Source organism: Aeromonas sp. EU05-FHT14A05, assembly GCF_058791175.1.
The window spans coordinates 45,625-61,033 of the sequence record NZ_JBYTDH010000002.1 but is presented as its reverse complement, the minus strand read 5'-3'; the positions used below and the strand labels follow the sequence as shown (position 1 = coordinate 61,033).

Sequence of the window (15,409 nt, the reverse complement as noted above, 5' to 3'; positions counted from 1 at the left end):
GCCCTGTGGCGAAGCCGAAGGTCGAGGAGGGGGCTCAGCGGGAGCGAGTCAGCCTGCCCAGCTGCAGCAGCATGAGGGTGAGCAGGGCCCCGGTGGCGGCGGTCAGCAGTGCCAGCAACAGGCTGCCGAGCAGGAAGGGGGGCACCAGGGTGGCCGCCTCGTGCTCCAGCCAGTGCAATGACCAGGTGAGGTGGAAGGGCTCCGGCGTCTGGTGCAGCACCAGGCAGCCGGTGCGGTAGGCATAGAGGTACATGAAGGGCAGCGTCAGCGGGTTGTTGAACCAGACCGCCAGCAGGGCGAGCGGCAGGTTGAGGCTGAATGCCAGCGCCAGCGCGACGGCGACGAGGGAGTGCATGGGGATGGGGATCCAGCTGGCGAAGAGGCCGGCCGCCACGGCGCCGCTGAGCGCCCGGGTGCCGCCCTGCCAGAGGGCGGGGGTCAGCAGGCGCTCACCAAAGAGGGCGAACCACTTCTGCTGGCGCAGGGTGTCCGGGTCTATCTTGAAACGGGCCAGCCAGCGGCTCAGCATGCCCGCGCCTCCTTGCGCTTCTGCCACTGGCGCACCGTGTTGATGCGCCAGAAGGTGCGGATGAAGGTGTAACCCATCAGTGAACTCAAGAGCGCGAGCACCAGGGAGCCCAGCAGCAGCGGCGGGGCCAGGGTCTCAAATACCGAGACCAGCCATGCCCAGGTGAACTGGATCTCGATGTGCTGGGCGGGGTGCCCCAGCAGCTGGCAGCCCACCAGGTAGGCGCCATAGAACAGCGGCGGCATGGTGAAGGGGTTGGAGAGCCAGACCAGGGCGACCGAGAGGGGCAGATTGACCCGAAAGAGGATGGCGCCACCGGCCGCCAGCAGCATCTGGCAGGGGAGGGGGATCCAGGCCATGAAGAGGCCGACCGCGAAGGCGCCGGCGGCGGAGCGGCGGTTGAGGTGCCAGAGGTTGGCATCGAGCAGCAGCTTGCCGAACAGCCGCAAGTGCTTGTGTTCCTTGAGCTTGTCCTGATCGGGCAGCCAGCGTTTTATGAGTCGTTTGGGCATGTTTGAAACCTTGCTAAATACTTGCTCCATGGATCTGCGTCTGTTGTCGTTTGCCCTGGGGGCAAGCTCCTCACTGCTCTGGCCCTGGTTACCCTCTACTGCATGGGGCGGCGCGCTGCTGGCCCTGGCGATCCTGCTCGCCCATGGCCGCCACTGGCGGCTCTTGTTTCTGGTGCTCGGGGTGCTCTGGATGCAGCTGAACTTGCAGTATCGGCTGGCCTGGCTGGAGAAGCTGGAGACACAGACCAGCCACATCATAACCGCACGGGTGCAAAGTACGGAGTCCTCCGGTGATAAACCACGAGATAAATTTGCCCGCCTGCTGCTGCGGGTCGAGACGCTGGACGATCAGCCCCTCGGGGTAGCCCCCCTCGTCAGGATCAATGCCTACCAGGCAGTGCCGCACTTGCCCGCCGGCAGCCGCATCACCCTGGTGAGTTCCCTCAAGCCCGCCCACGGGCTGGCCAACGAGGCGGGCATGGATGGGCGGCGCCTGCTGCTTGGCAAGGGGATCACGGCGACCGGCAACCTGCGCCGTCTCATCGAGGTCCAGGGGACGGCCCCCGGGATGCGGGAGCGCTGGCTGGCCGCCGCCAGCACCGCCTGGCAGGGGCTGGAGCAGGCCCCCTTGCTGGCGGCCCTCAGCTTCGGGGAGCAGGGGGGTATCACGGATGCCCAGTGGGATCTGTTTCGCGGCAGCGGCCTGACCCACATCATCGCCATCTCCGGCCAGCATATCGCTCTGGTGGCGGTGCTCGGCTGGTGGCTGGGGCGGCTGCTGGGATTGCGGGGGGCCATTCTGATCTCCCTCTTGTTTGCCGCCGTCTACAGCTGGCTGGCGGGATTTGCGGTGGCGACCGAGCGGGCCCTCATCATGGTGTTGGTGTGGAGCCTGCTGCGCTGGCTGAGGCGGGACTGGCCCAGCCACCGCATCTGGCTGTGGGCCTTCGTGGTGCTCGTGCTCTGGGATCCCTTCGCCCTCTACTCGGCCGGCTTCTGGCTCTCCTTCCTGGCGGTGGCCCTGCTGCTGCTGGCGAGCCTGCTGCACGCGCGCCCCGGACTGGTGCGCCTGCAGTGCCTGCTGCTGCTCGGGTTGCTGCCCCTGCAACTGCTGCTGTTCGAGGGCATGGCCCCGCTGGCGCTCTTGCTCAATCTGCTGGCGTTGCCGCTGTTCTGCCTCGGCATCATTCCACTGGCGCTCGTCGGCGTGTTGCTGGCGCCGCTCTCCACCGCCCTGGCTCATGGACTGTTCTGGCTGTCCGATCTGGGGCTGACGTGGGTGTTGTGGGGACTCGGCCTGCTGGCGGACCACCTGCAGCTCTGGTGGCCGGCTCCCGGCTGGCTGATGCCCGTCAGCGCCCTGCTGGTGCTGCTGTGGGGGGCCTGGCAGTTGCCGGGAGGGCGCGGCTTGCTGCTCCCGGTAGTGGCCGCCCTGCTGCTGGGAGCCTGGCCTGCCCCCACGCCCTGGCAGGTGCGGGTGCTGGATGTGGGGCAGGGCTTGTCGGTGCTCGTCACCCGCGGCGATCGTGGTATCCTCTACGACACCGGGGATAGCTACCCCGGCGGTTACAACATGGCGGAGGCCGCCATATTGCCCGTGCTGAGCCGGCTCGATGTGCGGGTGCTCGATGCCCTGATCATCAGCCACAAGGACAGGGATCATGCGGGCAATCGACGCGCCATGCTGCAGGCGATGCCGGTGCGCCGCGAGCTCTCCTCGTTCGGCTTCGCACCCAGCACGGCCCTGTGCCGCCGCGGTCAGCGCTGGCACTGGCAGGGGCTGGAGGTACGGGTGCTCTGGCCCGAGCGGCCGGGGGCGGGGCGCAACAACGACAGTTGCGTGGTGCAGATAAGCGACGGCCGGCATCGCATCCTGCTCAGCGGCGACATAGAGCAGGGGGCGGAGCGCCGCCTGCTGGCGCTGGAAGCGAAAGGAGAAGGCGAAGAACTCGCCAGCACCTTTTCCGGCGCTCGCTTCAGCACCCTCTCCAGCGCCGTGCTGGTGAGCCCTCACCATGGCAGCCGCACCTCCTCGACCCCGGGCTTCGTGGCAGCGGTGAACCCGGATGTCGTCATCCACAGCGCCGGCGACAGGAACCAGTGGCAGTTTCCCCGCCCCGAGGTGGTGGCGAGATACGAGGGGGCTCGCCAATGGGTGACGGGGCAGGATGGCGCCATCCTGATCGAGGCGGGGGAGACCGGGCTCGAGATCCGGGCCGAGCGCGAGCAGGGCCCCTGGTACAGGCGCAATGGCCACTGGTGGCGGCCCAGGCTATGGCACTAGGACTCTCCCTCGGCCGTTATTTCTCTTTGGGGTGGGGCCGGTGCTATGGCAACGCTTGGTGTAATCCTGCGCTTTGGCTAGAATACCCCGTCATTTCCCTTATTAACGGCTATTCATGCAACAAGAAACCTCACAAGAGAGCTGGCCCGTCTTCAAGCGCCTGCTCGGTTATGTCCGGGATCGCAAACTGGGGCTGGTGGGCGGCATCATCGGCATGCTGGGTTATGCGGCCGTGGATACCACCTTCGTCTACTCCATCAAGCCGCTCATCGATCAGGGCCTCAACGGCAACGACAGCAGCGTGCTCAAGTGGATGCCCTTCTTCGTGCTCGGCATTGTCGCCCTGCGCGGTTGCGCCGCCTTCCTCTCCAACTACTGCATGGCTTGGGTCGGCAACCATGTGGTGATGCGGCTGCAGCAGCAGGTGTTCAGCCACCTGATGGCCATGCCCATGAGCTTCTTCGACCGCCAGAACACCGGCAACCTGCTCTCCAAGGTGACTTATGACGCCGGTCAGGTGTCGTCCGCCGCGAGCTCCACCCTGGTCTCCCTGGTGCGGGAAGGGGCCACCGTCATCGGCCTGCTCGGCCTGATGTTCTGGCACTCCTGGCAGCTGTCGGTGATCTTCCTGGTGGTCGGCCCCGTGGTGGGCATACTGATCGGCCTCATCAGCCGTCGTTTCCGCAAGATCAGCCGCCACATCCAGCAGGCGGTGGGTGACATCACCACCTCCACCGAGCAGATGCTCAAGGGCCATAAAGAGGTGCTGATGTTCGGCGGCCAGCAGGTGGAGGACAAGCGCTTCTATCAGGTCAGCAACCGGATGCGTCAGCAGACCATGAAGATGGTGGCTGCCGATGCCATCGGCAGCCCCATAGTCCAGATGGTGGCCTCGGTCGCCCTGGCTGTCTTCCTCTATGTGGCGACCATAGACTCGGTCAAGGCGACCCTGACCGCGGGCACCTTCACCGTCATGGTCACCTCCATGATGATGCTGCTCAAGCCGCTGAAAAGCCTGACCGATGTGAACAACCAGTTCCAGCGCGGCATCACCGCCTGCCAGAGCCTGTTCGGTCTGCTGGACTCCACCCCGGAGCAGGACACCGGCACTCGCACCCTGGAGCGGGCCCGTGGGGAGATCGAGTTTCGCAACGTCACCTTCACCTACCCGACCAAGGAGACCCCGGCGCTGCACAACATCAGCTTCAAGGTGGAGGCGGGCAAGTCCGTGGCCCTGGTGGGTCGCTCCGGCTCCGGCAAGAGCACCATCGCGAGCCTCTTGACCCGCTTCTATGACATAGAGCAGGGGGAGATCCTGCTGGACGGCGTCAACATCCGCGAATATCGCTTAAGCGAGCTGCGCAAGCAGTACGCCCTGGTCTCCCAGCACGTCCACCTGTTCAACGACTCCGTGGCCAACAACATCGCCTACGCGGCAGAAGACAAGTACAGCCGGGAAGAGATCCAGCATGCCGCCCGCATCGCCCATGCCGACGAGTTCGTGCGCAAGATGCCGGAGGGCTATGACACCGTCATCGGCGAGAATGGCGCCTCCTTGTCCGGTGGCCAGCGCCAGCGCATCGCCATCGCCCGCGCCCTGCTGCGGGACTCCCCGGTCCTGCTGCTGGACGAGGCCACCTCGGCCCTGGATACCGAGTCCGAGCGCCACATCCAGGCGGCCATCGACGAGCTGTGCAAGGCGCGCACCTCCCTGGTGATCGCCCACCGTCTCTCCACCATAGAGAAGGCGGACGAGATCCTGGTGATCGACGAGGGTCATATCGTCGAGCGCGGCAACCATAGCGAGCTGATGAGCCAGCAGGGCACCTATGCCCAGCTGCGGGCCATCCAGTTCGGCGGCTCCGTGAGTCATTCGGCCTGATGCTGGAGCGTCTCTGGTACGGCAAGAGTGGCTGGCGCTGGTGGCTGGCCCCCTTGGCCCTGCTGTTTGCCCTCGTCAGCGGTGGGCGCCGTTTCGCCTACCGGCGCGGCTGGTTCAGCGCCTATCGTGCCAGCCTGCCGGTGATAGTGGTGGGCAATATCTCGGTCGGTGGCAACGGCAAGACCCCTGTGGTGGTCTGGCTGGTGGAACAGCTGCAAGCCCGTGGCTATCGCCCCGGCGTGGTCAGCCGGGGTTACGGCGGCAAAGCACCCCATTACCCTTACCGGCTGGGTACCACCAGCACCACGGCCCAGGCGGGGGATGAGCCTGTGCTCATCGCCAGGCGCTGCGGCTGCCCCGTGGTGGTGGCCCCCAGGCGCGCCGATGCGGTGCGTCTGCTGGAGCAAAGCGGCGAGGTGGACATCGTCATCACCGACGACGGCCTGCAGCACTACGCCCTGGACCGGGACATAGAGCTGGTGGTGGTGGATGGGGCCCGGCGCTTCGGCAATGGCTGCCTGCTGCCCATGGGGCCGCTGCGGGAACCCATGACCCGCCTCAAGCGGGTCGATGCCATCATCTGCAACGGCGGCACCCCGGCCCAGGGGGAATACCCCATGGCGCTGGTGGCGGCCGCGCCGCGCCGCGTGTGCGACGATGCGCCCCTCGAGGCTCCCCTTGCCGGACCTGTAGATGCACTGGCGGGCATCGGCCATCCTCCCCGCTTCTTTGCCACCCTGGCCGGACTCGGCTATGAGCTGGCAGAGCGTGTCGGTTATGCGGATCATCAGGCCTTTGATCGGGATGAGCTGCTCGCCCGCTTCGGCGCGCGCCCCCTGCTGATGACGGAGAAGGATGCGGTCAAGTGCCGGGCCTTCGCGCCAGCGCACTGGTGGTATCTGCCGGTGAGCGCCGAGTTGCCCGTCTCCCTGCTCGATACCCTGCTGCAGCGGTTGACCCCGCCGCAGGCGTCCGGCCCTGACCATGTACATTGAATGGTGCAAGATCATCGCCTGCACGGCATAGCCCGTGCGGCGCCGTTGCAAGGAGCCGGGTGCCGGCTCCGGCGATGGACCATTAAACTGCTCGGCAGCCTAGCCCGCCCGAGATCGTCGCTTGCTCGACATCGTTGAAGGAGTTTCGTTTTGGCACTGGATATCAAATTGCTCGACATCATCGCCTGCCCGGTTTGCAAGGGGAAGCTGCACTATCAACCGCAATCGGACAAGGCCGCCCATGAGCTCATCTGCCGCTTCGACAGACTGGCCTATCCGCTGGAGGAGGGGATCCCCGTTCTCCTGGAGAACCGGGCGCGTCATCTGCCCCTGGAAGAGCTGAAGCCATGAGTTTCGTCGTCGTCATTCCGGCCCGTTACGCCTCGACCCGCTTGCCGGGCAAGCCGCTGGCGGACATCCATGGCAAGCCCATGGTGCAGCACGTGGTGGAGAAGGCCCTGCAATCGGGCGCCGATCGGGTGATAGTCGCCACCGACGATGAGCGGGTGCAGCAGGCGCTGCAGGCAACCGGCGTCGAGGTGTGCATGACCTCACCAGATCACCAGTCCGGCACCGAGCGTCTGGCCGAGGTGTGCCGTCACTACGGCTTTGCCGCCGATACCATCATCGTCAACGTGCAGGGGGATGAGCCGCTCATTCCGCCCGCCATCATCCGTCAGGTGGCGGACAACCTGGCCGCCGCTACGGCGCCGATGGCGACCCTGTCGGTGCCGATCAAGGATGCCGAAGAGGCGTTCAACCCCAATGCGGTCAAGGTTGTGACTGACAAGGATGGCTACGCCCTCTACTTCAGCCGCGCCAGCATCCCCTGGGATCGGGACCGCTTTGCCAAGAGTCACGAGCAGATTGGCGATCATTACCAGCGCCACATCGGCATCTACGCCTATCGCGCCGGCTTCATTCAACGTTATGTGGACTGGGCGCCGAGCGCGCTCGAGCAGATTGAGGCGCTGGAGCAGCTGCGGGTGCTCTGGTACGGGGAGAAGATCCACGTGGCCCAGGCGCTGGAGGCCCCCCCGGTCGGGGTGGATACCCAGTCCGATCTGGACAAGGTGCGTGCCCTGCTGGCCAACTGAGGCTGGCGGCACGAAAGTTGACCGATACGGCGCCTTCAGGCGCCGTTTTTTCGTTGATTATTTATATAATAATTTGATTTAAAACGGCTTTTACGAGCACTTTCAAACTTTTCCCGGCCATGGTTTGCCAAATCATCGAGTTTGGTTATGATGCAAGACGCCGTGTTAACCCTAACTGGCATATAACGAGATAAAAAACGGGGTGTTTGGGTGATTAATGTATTCCTGGTCGATGATCATGAGTTGGTGCGTACAGGGATAAGACGCATTTTGGAAGATGTCCGCGGGATCAAGGTGGTGGGCGAGGCGCAGAGCGGGGAAACCGCCGTGGCCTTCTGTCGGCAGCATCACCCCGACGTGATTTTGATGGACATGAACATGCCGGGTATCGGCGGTCTGGAAGCGACCCGCAAGATCCTGCGGCTGCGCCCCGATGTGCGCATCATAGTGCTGACCATTCATTCCGAGAATCCGTTCCCCACCAAGGTGATGCAGGCGGGGGCCGCCGGATACCTCACCAAGGGGGCCGCGCCGGACGAGATGATCCACGCCATTCGCCTGGTGCACTCCGGCCAGCGTTACATCTCCCCCGAGATCGCCCAGCAGATGGCCCTGAGCCAGTTTGCCTCGGCGGACGAGAACCCCTTCAAGTCCCTATCCGAGCGCGAGCTGCAGATCATGATGATGATCACCAAGGGACAGAAGGTGACCGACATCTCGGAGCAGCTCAACCTGAGCCCGAAGACGGTCAACAGCTATCGCTACCGCCTGTTCAGCAAGCTGGGGATCAATGGCGACGTGGAGCTGACCCATCTGGCCATTCGCTATGGCATGCTGGATGCCGACACCCTGTAAGGGATGCCTGTGCCCACCCAAGGCGGCGAGTGCCGCCTTTTTGCTTTTCGCAGGCCAGGCGCAGTATGCTCTCCCCGTCTTTTTGCATTCATCCGTTGAGTCGAGTTGCCGATGACCCTCTCTCCCGAGCCCCATTTTGACAGCAAGGCATTTTTGAGCGCCGTCACCCACCAGAGCGGTGTCTACCGCATGTATGACGGCGGCGGCACCGTCATCTACGTGGGCAAGGCCAAGGATCTGAAAAAGCGGCTCGCCTCCTACTTTCGCACCAATGTGGACAGCATCAAGACCCGCACCCTGGTGCGCCAGATCGCCGACATCCAGGTCACTGTCACCCATACAGAGACAGAGGCGCTGATCCTCGAGCACAACCTCATCAAGCAGTACCAGCCGCGCTACAACGTGCTGCTGCGGGATGACAAGTCCTACCCCTGGATCATCATCACGGCGCACCAGCACCCGCGCATCGGCGTCCATCGCGGCGCCCGCAAGGTGAAGGGGGAGTACTTCGGCCCTTACCCCTCCGGCGGCGCCGTGCGCGAGAGCCTGCACCTGATGCAGAAGATCTTCCCGGTGCGCCAGTGCGAGGACGCCGTCTATGCCAACCGCACCCGTCCCTGCCTGCTCTATCAGCTCAAGCGCTGCGCCGGCCCCTGCGTGGCCGGGCTGGTGAGCGAGGCCGAGTATGCCCAGCAGGTGGAGCTGGCCAAGCTGTTCCTGGCGGGCAAGAACCAGCAGGTGATAGGCGAGCTGGTGGGCAAGATGGAGTCCGCCAGCGGCGATCTGCGCTTCGAGGAGGCGGCCCGCTACCGGGATCAGATCCAGGCCCTGCGCCGGGTTACCGAGCAGCAGTCGGTGAGCGGCAACGTGCTGGACGAGCTGGACGTGGTGGGGGTGGCCTTCGATCAGGGGGCGGCCTGCATCCACGTGCTCTTCATCCGTCAGGGCAAGGTGCTGGGCTCGCGCAGCTACTTCCCGAAAGTGCCGGCCGATACCCCCCTGGACGAGGTGGTGCAATCCTTCCTGCTGCAGTTCTACCTGTCGGGGCAGGGGGGACGGCAGATCCCGAGCGAGGTGCTGCTGGACGTGGCGCTGGAAGACGAGGCGGTGATCGCCGAGACCCTGAGCCAGACCGCCGGCTACAAGGTGCGGGTGCAGAGCCGCACCCGGGCCGAGCGGGCCCGCTTCATCAAGCTAGCCTCCATCAACGCCCAGACGGCGCTGCGCTCGCGGCTGGCCCACAAGAGCACCATTACCGCCCGCTACGACCAGCTGGAGGAGCTGCTGGAGCTCGAGCGCCCCATCGCCCGCATGGAGTGCTTCGACATCTCCCACACCATGGGGGAGCGCACCGTTGCCTCCTGCGTGGTGTTCAACCGGGAGGGGCCGCTCTCATCGGAATACAGGCGCTTCAACATCGACTGCATCACGGGGGGCGATGACTACGCCGCCATGGAGCAGGCGCTGGAGCGGCGCTTTGGCAAGCAGCAGGAGCCGGACAAGGTGCCGGACGTGCTCTTCATCGATGGCGGCCTCGGCCAGTTGCGCCGCGCCGAGGAGATCCTGGCCCGTCAGCTGGAGTTTCTGGGGGGCAAATACCCGCTGCTGGTGGGCATCGCCAAGGGGGTGACCCGCAAGGCCGGGCTGGAGACCCTGATCATGGGGGAGAGCCACGAAGAGTTGCACTTGCCAGCAGATATGCCCGCTTTGCACCTTATTCAGCACATTCGCGATGAATCCCACCGTTTTGCCATCACAGGCCACCGCGCGAGACGGGCGAAAGCCCGTACCACCAGTACCCTGGAGGACATCCCGGGGGTGGGGCCCAAGCGGCGGCAGGCCCTGCTCAAGTACCTGGGGGGCCTGCAGGAGGTGAAGAAGGCGGGGGTGGATGAGCTCGCCAAGGTGCCCGGCATCAGCCTAGAACTGGCCCAATCCATCCACGACGCCCTGCACTCGCTCTGACCCTGGATAAACGTTGCTGTTCTGGGGGATATACCCAGGAGCCGGCGGGTTCATACCATTCAGGGGCCTTGCATTCGCTCCCCCCTGGGTTGGCGTTGTTGTTCAGGACAGGGGATGCCTGGTACCCGTCAGGAGCGGGTCTGACCCGGGCCACCTTGAGTGGGTGGCATTTGATGTGGATCCCGCAAACCAGCCCCGGCAGCACAAGAGCCGTGACGCAGGGGGCCCGCAAATGCCATAATGGCATGCATCCTGAGGTTATTGATGGATTAATGGACCAAGGCGGGCGCCTGTCCGGTTGCAACGGTGATCGGCTTGGGGCTACCATCTAGCGGCATACAAGAAGTGGCTGAAAATAATGACAAATATTCCTAACCTGCTGACGTTTTTTCGGATTTTGCTCATCCCCGTCTTCGTCATCCTGTTCTACCTTCCCTATCAGTGGTCCTACCTGGCGGCTGCGCTTGTCTTCATCCTGGCGGCCGCGACCGACTGGTTTGATGGCTATCTCGCCCGCAAGCTGAACCAGTCCACCGCCTTCGGTGCCTTCCTCGATCCCGTTGCCGACAAGATCATGGTGGCGGCCGCCCTGGTGGTCATCGTCGAACACTACAACACCATCTGGGTCACCATACCGGCCATGACCATGATTGGCCGCGAGATCATCATCTCCGCCCTGCGGGAGTGGATGGCAGAGCTCGGCAAGCGCTCCTCGGTGGCGGTCAGCTGGATCGGCAAGTGGAAGACCATGATCCAGATGGTGTCGCTCACCGGCCTCATCTGGCAATACGACATCTGGATGGTGTGGCTCGCCTACGTGCTGCTCTATGTGGCCACAGTGCTCACCTTCTGGTCCATGTTCCAGTACATGAAGGCCGCCTGGGGCGATCTGACCTACCACTCCCGCTTCTAGTCCATCCATGGGCAAATGGCCGTTTCCTTGCCGTTGGGGCAGAGAAACGGCCATGAGTGGCAAAAGTGTGGTAGAAGGGCAAAAAATGCCCGAACGATCAGCGTATTAAATGTTTTTGGTTGACTGGACGATGAACATCGCTAGAATGCGTTCTCGTAGTCAGGCAGTCAGCCAGACCGATGCGGGAATAGCTCAGTTGGTAGAGCACGACCTTGCCAAGGTCGGGGTCGCGAGTTCGAGTCTCGTTTCCCGCTCCAAATTCAGACATTAGAGAGCCAACTCTCTTTTGCATGGCGCGTTAGCAAAGCGGTTATGCAGCGGATTGCAAATCCGTTTAGTCCGGTTCGACTCCGGAACGTGCCTCCATATTGACAAGCCCGCGGCGCGGACTTGATACCGATTGCGGTGCCCGAGTGGTGAAATCGGTAGACACAAGGGATTTAAAATCCCTCGACGTTCGCGTCGTGCCGGTTCGATTCCGGCCTCGGGCACCAGTTATTGAAGAAAAGCAATCAAAGAGTTACCAAGGCCACTAGCGATAGTGGCCTTTTTGTTTTTCCTCCGTGTCCACTCTGATCCAGATGGCGCTGTTGCACCCCCTTCCTAGGTCACTGTGCCCGTGGTCGGCAGGCAGGGCATCACCGATTGGCGAGACGAAAAGCGCCGGCGGGTTGCCGGCGCTTTCTGGTCTTGTCGTATTCGACGTAGGGGCTTGACTGAGCCTTGGCTTGCAGGAGATGGCCCGGCTAATCGGTCAGGTAGCTGCTGCCACCACTGCTGCTGCCGCCGGCATTGCTGCCATCGTCCCCGGTCGGGGGAGGGCCTGCGCCGTTGGAGGAGGCGCACGCAACCAGCATGAGCTGCGCTGCTATCAGGCAGATTTTCCATATTTTCATGATGTTGTCCTTTACTGCTTCGCCTGTCCCGCGGCCGCTCTGAAGGCGTCGGTCAAACCGGACACGCAAGCATGAGTTTAGTCCACCGCCTCTTTTTCATCCGTGGCTCACCCCTCTCGGGCCAGGTTCCCGTGCGGCCCTATTGGTTAGTTCCACGGGTTAGTTCCATGGGGCTGCCGTGGTCATGGCTCTGCCCCTTGACCGGCGCAGTCCCCCTGATGGAAGCTGGGCCCTTCTCACACAAGGACGAAGATATGGTACGGATCCTGGGCAAGGCGTCGTCAATCAATGTGCGCAAGGTGCTGTGGAGCTGCGCCGAGCTGGATCTCACTTTCGAGCGGGAGGAGTGGGGGAGCGGTTTTCAGTCCACCCGGAGCGCCGAGTTCCTGGCGTTGAATCCCAACGGTATGGTGCCGGTCATGAGGGATGGGGACTTCACCCTGTGGGAGTCCAACAGCATCATTCGATATCTGGCGACGCGCTACGGCGACGGCTCGCTCTATCCCGCCGAGGCGCGGGCGAGGGCCAGGGTCGATCAATGGATGGATTGGCAGTCGTCGGACTTGAACCGCGCCTGGAGCTACGCCTTCATGTCGCTGGTGAGGCTCTCCCCCGCCCATCAGGACAGTCAGGCGATGGCGGCGAGTTGTACCGAGTGGTCCAGGTACATGCAGATCCTGGACAGGCAGCTCGAGGCCACCGGCGGCTATGTGGCCGGGAGCCGCTTCTCGCTGGCGGACATTCCCATCGGCCTGTCGGTGAATCGCTGGTTCCATACGCCCTTCGATCGCCCGCCACTCGCGGCGGTGAGCGATTACTACGCGCGCTTGAGCGAGCGCCCCGGTTTCTGTCTGCATGGCAATAACGGAACGCCATAGGCGGCAGCGCGAGATCGGCCGCAGTGCCGCACCTGCCGACCTCGATTGGTCAGCGCCTCGCACCAGAACCCCGGCGCCTGGCAGGGCGGCTTGCTCTGTTAGCGAGCGCCTGGGGCGAAAGGCGCGGCTCGCCCATAAAAAAATCCGAAACCCAAGGTTTCGGATCCTGGCCCGGGGGCATACACATAGCGTGCTGAAAGAAGCGGACTCAGCCGCTTAGCTGCGGATCTTGTTGTAGACAAACAGCACTATCAAGGCACCCACGGTGGCGATAAGGATGCTCGGCAGGTTGAAGCCGGTGACCGTCCCCATGCCCAGCAGGGTGCTCACATAGCCACCCACCATGGCGCCGATGACCCCCAGGATCACCGTCATGAAGAAACCGCCCCCATCCTTGCCCGGCATGATCCATTTGGCCAGGATGCCGACGATCAATCCCAATACAACCCAGGTCAGAAATCCCATCATTTCGTCCTCATTTGTGTGCACAGACACAGAGTATATGCAGGGTTCGGCGTTGCATCCTGCCCGGGGAGGGGACAGACATTGTCATATGGGCATCCCTCATCCTGAGGGCGAGCGTCACTCGGGGAGGGGGCGACTCTCGAGCCGCTGGCCCTGCGGGGAGCAGCTCAGCACGGATCCCTGCTCGAACCAGTCTCCCAGCACGATGCGCCGTGCCGGTTTGCCGTCCAGCACGAAGTCATGGACGGCGGGCCTGTGGGTGTGGCCATGGATAAGCAGCCGGCAGCCATGCTGGCGCAGCAGGGCATCGACCGCCGCCGGGGTCACATCCATGATGGTCTGTGGCTTGCCGGCATTTTCCATCTGGCTCTGGCCCCGCATCCTGCAGGCGATGATCTGGCGGCGGCTGAGGGGCAGGCGCAGGAAGAGCCAGCGCAGCCATTTGAGCTGGGTGATGCGGCGAAACTTCTGATAACCCTCATCCAGGGTGCAGAGCAGGTCCCCGTGGCTCAGCAGCACCCGCTCCCCGTAGAGATCGATGACGCAGGGGTCGCCGAGCAGCGTCATGCCCGCCCGTTCGGCAAAGGCCTTGCCCAGCAGGAAGTCGCGGTTGCCGTGGATGAAGTAGATGGGCACGTCCTGTCGGCTCAGTGCGAGGAAGGCCTCGGCCACCTGGCGGTGGAGCGGGTTGGGATCGTCGTCGCCAATCCAGAATTCGAACAGATCACCCAGCACATAGAGGGCATCGGCCTTGGGGGCGTCGCGCTCGAGAAAACGCACCAGTGCGGCTGTCATGTCGGGCCGCTGGGCGCACAGGTGAAGGTCACTGATAAAAAGGGTGCTCATGATGTGGGATGAGTGCTCTTGATGGGGTCCGGGCTGAGGGGGGCAGGGGAGCCTGCCGGCGTGGGCGAGTCGCACTGGGATGGGGCCTGCCAGTGGAGCGCGGCAAGGTCGCGCCCCTCCAGGGTCAGCAGCGCGGCGTAAGGATCGCCACCAAGGCCAAGCAGACGGCAGATGGCGGCCTCTCCCTTGAGCCCTGCCCCGAGACGAAGGCGCAGCACGGCCTGATAGAAGTCGTGGCCAAAGTACCCCAGCAGGGCGGCCATCAGGCTGAGGTGACGCCAGCCGTTGAGCGTCTCGAGCCGCGCCGGGGTGACATAGAGCTCCACCGGCCAGCGCGCCTGGTCCGGCCCTGTCAGGGTCTGCTCCATCAGCCACACCTGGTGCCCCTTGTCGCTGGCCGTCCAGCCCTGCTCGCGCAAGAGGGCGGCGAGGCGCGCGGGCTCAGGGTGCTGGCAGAGCACATCGAGATCGCTGCCGGGCCGATCGAGCCCGATGGCAACCGTGCTCACCAGGGCCAGGTCCTGGCACAGGCGCTCAAGTGCATCCCACACACCACTGCTTAGCAGGGCGTGGGCGGAGCGCTGGCGGGGATTGCCCCGGGCCAGGTAGTCGAGGCGGCGCCAGTTGGCCGGGGTGCCCTGCGCAGATGGAAAAACTGCGGCCGGGGCCGCAGTTGTGTCAGTGCCGAGGAGGCGACAATCACTCAGCAAGGGTCACCTTGGTGATCACCACGTCTTCGGTCGGCACGTCCTGATGCATGCGGCCGTAGTTGCCGGTCTTGACGCCCTTGATCTTGTTGACCACGTCCATGCCGGCGGTGACTTCACCGAACACGCAGTAGCCGAAGCCCTGGGTGGTGGGGGACTTGAAGTCCAGGAAGTCGTTGTTGTTCACGTTGATGAAGAACTGGGCGCTGGCGGAGTGCGGCTCGCTGGTGCGGGCCATGGCGATGGTGCCAATCTTGTTGGACAGGCCGTTGGCCGCCTCGTTCTTGATGGAGGCACGGGTCTCTTTCTCTTCAAAGCCAGGAGCATAGCCGCCGCCCTGGATCATGAAGCCGTCGATGACGCGGTGGAAGATGGTGTTGTCGTAGTGACCGTCACGGCAGTATTGCAGGAAGTTGGCCACGGTCTCGGGGGCTTTTTCCGCGTTCAGGGTCAGAGTGATGTCGCCGTGGTTGGTGTGCAGAGTAACCATGATATGTCCTTTCAAATGTTGCGCGAGCACGAAGCCGGCTCGCGGCTGTTGCATGGGCTATGGCCTAAAGTGGTGGCAATTCTAGCCCATCGAGG

General features: G+C 63.8%; 16 protein-coding genes and 3 tRNA genes. 12 read left to right on the top strand and 7 right to left on the bottom strand.

The features are described from left to right. Positions 1 to 34: 34 nt before the first annotated feature. Both AC3WR3_RS03560 and AC3WR3_RS03555 read right to left on the bottom strand, forming a co-directional pair. Positions 35 to 529 (bottom strand): DUF2062 domain-containing protein, encoded by a 495-nt coding sequence (locus AC3WR3_RS03560; protein WP_319914207.1) that lies wholly within the window; start codon positions 527 to 529, stop codon positions 35 to 37. Beyond that, complete coding sequence (locus AC3WR3_RS03555; protein WP_139436941.1) at positions 523 to 1,041, bottom strand: DUF2062 domain-containing protein; 519 nt, start codon at positions 1,039 to 1,041, stop codon at positions 523 to 525. Before AC3WR3_RS03555 ends, AC3WR3_RS03560 begins: the two co-directional genes overlap by 7 nt. 28 nt (positions 1,042 to 1,069) lie before the next feature. Between AC3WR3_RS03555 and AC3WR3_RS03550 the strand changes: the two genes are divergently transcribed. The 11 genes from AC3WR3_RS03550 to AC3WR3_RS03500 all read left to right on the top strand — a co-directional run bounded on the left by AC3WR3_RS03550 (position 1,070) and on the right by AC3WR3_RS03500 (position 11,526). Further along, the gene (locus AC3WR3_RS03550) at positions 1,070 to 3,325 is read left to right on the top strand and encodes a DNA internalization-related competence protein ComEC/Rec2 (protein WP_492291361.1); all 2,256 of its coding nucleotides are present in this window, start codon (positions 1,070 to 1,072) and stop codon (positions 3,323 to 3,325) included. A gap of 115 nt (positions 3,326 to 3,440) precedes the next feature. After that, positions 3,441 to 5,207, top strand: coding sequence for a lipid A ABC transporter ATP-binding protein/permease MsbA (gene msbA, locus AC3WR3_RS03545; RefSeq protein ID WP_492291187.1), 1,767 nt, complete (start codon positions 3,441 to 3,443; stop codon positions 5,205 to 5,207). Beyond that, positions 5,207 to 6,202, top strand: a complete 996-nt coding sequence (gene lpxK, locus AC3WR3_RS03540) for a tetraacyldisaccharide 4'-kinase (RefSeq protein WP_492291186.1) — start codon at positions 5,207 to 5,209, stop codon at positions 6,200 to 6,202. Before msbA ends, lpxK begins: the two co-directional genes overlap by 1 nt. Before the next feature lie 150 nt (positions 6,203 to 6,352). Beyond that, entirely contained in the window at positions 6,353 to 6,553 is a 201-nt protein-coding gene (locus AC3WR3_RS03535; RefSeq protein WP_005331987.1) for a Trm112 family protein, read from the top strand. After that, positions 6,550 to 7,299, top strand: a complete 750-nt coding sequence (gene kdsB, locus AC3WR3_RS03530) for a 3-deoxy-manno-octulosonate cytidylyltransferase (RefSeq protein WP_319916661.1) — start codon at positions 6,550 to 6,552, stop codon at positions 7,297 to 7,299. Before AC3WR3_RS03535 ends, kdsB begins: the two co-directional genes overlap by 4 nt. A 210-nt stretch (positions 7,300 to 7,509) precedes the next feature. After that, positions 7,510 to 8,154 carry a UvrY/SirA/GacA family response regulator transcription factor gene (uvrY, locus tag AC3WR3_RS03525; RefSeq protein ID WP_025327477.1) on the top strand — a complete coding sequence of 215 codons (645 nt, stop codon included), beginning with the start codon at positions 7,510 to 7,512 and terminating at the stop codon, positions 8,152 to 8,154. Positions 8,155 to 8,265: 111 nt separating this feature from the next. Next, a complete protein-coding gene (uvrC, locus tag AC3WR3_RS03520) occupies positions 8,266 to 10,119 on the top strand; it encodes an excinuclease ABC subunit UvrC (protein WP_492291185.1) in 1,854 nt (617 codons plus the stop codon). A 358-nt stretch (positions 10,120 to 10,477) separates the two neighbouring features. Then, positions 10,478 to 11,032 (top strand): CDP-diacylglycerol--glycerol-3-phosphate 3-phosphatidyltransferase, encoded by a 555-nt coding sequence (gene pgsA, locus AC3WR3_RS03515; RefSeq protein ID WP_139436951.1) that lies wholly within the window; start codon positions 10,478 to 10,480, stop codon positions 11,030 to 11,032. Positions 11,033 to 11,213: 181 nt separating this feature from the next. Next, positions 11,214 to 11,289, top strand: a tRNA-Gly gene (locus tag AC3WR3_RS03510). A gap of 35 nt (positions 11,290 to 11,324) precedes the next feature. Then, positions 11,325 to 11,398, top strand: a tRNA-Cys gene (locus AC3WR3_RS03505). Positions 11,399 to 11,439: 41 nt separating this feature from the next. Next, positions 11,440 to 11,526: transfer RNA gene (locus AC3WR3_RS03500), tRNA-Leu, on the top strand. A gap of 252 nt (positions 11,527 to 11,778) precedes the next feature. Here AC3WR3_RS03500 and AC3WR3_RS03495 read toward each other — a convergent pair. Beyond that, the gene (locus AC3WR3_RS03495) at positions 11,779 to 11,928 is read right to left on the bottom strand and encodes a hypothetical protein (RefSeq protein WP_492291184.1); all 150 of its coding nucleotides are present in this window, start codon (positions 11,926 to 11,928) and stop codon (positions 11,779 to 11,781) included. Positions 11,929 to 12,182: 254 nt separating this feature from the next. On the opposite strand from AC3WR3_RS03495, the gene AC3WR3_RS03490 reads away from it, so the two are divergent. After that, a complete protein-coding gene (locus tag AC3WR3_RS03490) occupies positions 12,183 to 12,806 on the top strand; it encodes a glutathione S-transferase family protein (protein WP_492291183.1) in 624 nt (207 codons plus the stop codon). A 216-nt stretch (positions 12,807 to 13,022) separates the two neighbouring features. Here the strand turns inward: AC3WR3_RS03490 and AC3WR3_RS03485 are convergent, their stop codons facing one another. The 4 genes from AC3WR3_RS03485 to AC3WR3_RS03470 all read right to left on the bottom strand — a co-directional run bounded on the left by AC3WR3_RS03485 (position 13,023) and on the right by AC3WR3_RS03470 (position 15,314). Next, positions 13,023 to 13,271 (bottom strand): GlsB/YeaQ/YmgE family stress response membrane protein, encoded by a 249-nt coding sequence (locus AC3WR3_RS03485; protein WP_139437507.1) that lies wholly within the window; start codon positions 13,269 to 13,271, stop codon positions 13,023 to 13,025. A gap of 117 nt (positions 13,272 to 13,388) precedes the next feature. Next, positions 13,389 to 14,117 carry a UDP-2,3-diacylglucosamine diphosphatase gene (gene lpxH, locus AC3WR3_RS03480; RefSeq protein WP_492291182.1) on the bottom strand — a complete coding sequence of 243 codons (729 nt, stop codon included), beginning with the start codon at positions 14,115 to 14,117 and terminating at the stop codon, positions 13,389 to 13,391. Beyond that, positions 14,114 to 14,827, bottom strand: coding sequence for a DUF4269 domain-containing protein (locus AC3WR3_RS03475; protein WP_492291181.1), 714 nt, complete (start codon positions 14,825 to 14,827; stop codon positions 14,114 to 14,116). Before AC3WR3_RS03475 ends, lpxH begins: the two co-directional genes overlap by 4 nt. Then, positions 14,817 to 15,314: a peptidylprolyl isomerase gene (locus tag AC3WR3_RS03470; protein ID WP_025327420.1), complete on the bottom strand. Its 498-nt coding sequence runs from the start codon at positions 15,312 to 15,314 to the stop codon at positions 14,817 to 14,819. The genes AC3WR3_RS03475 and AC3WR3_RS03470 overlap by 11 nt, the downstream gene beginning before the upstream one ends. Between the last annotated feature and the right edge of the window lie 95 nt (positions 15,315 to 15,409).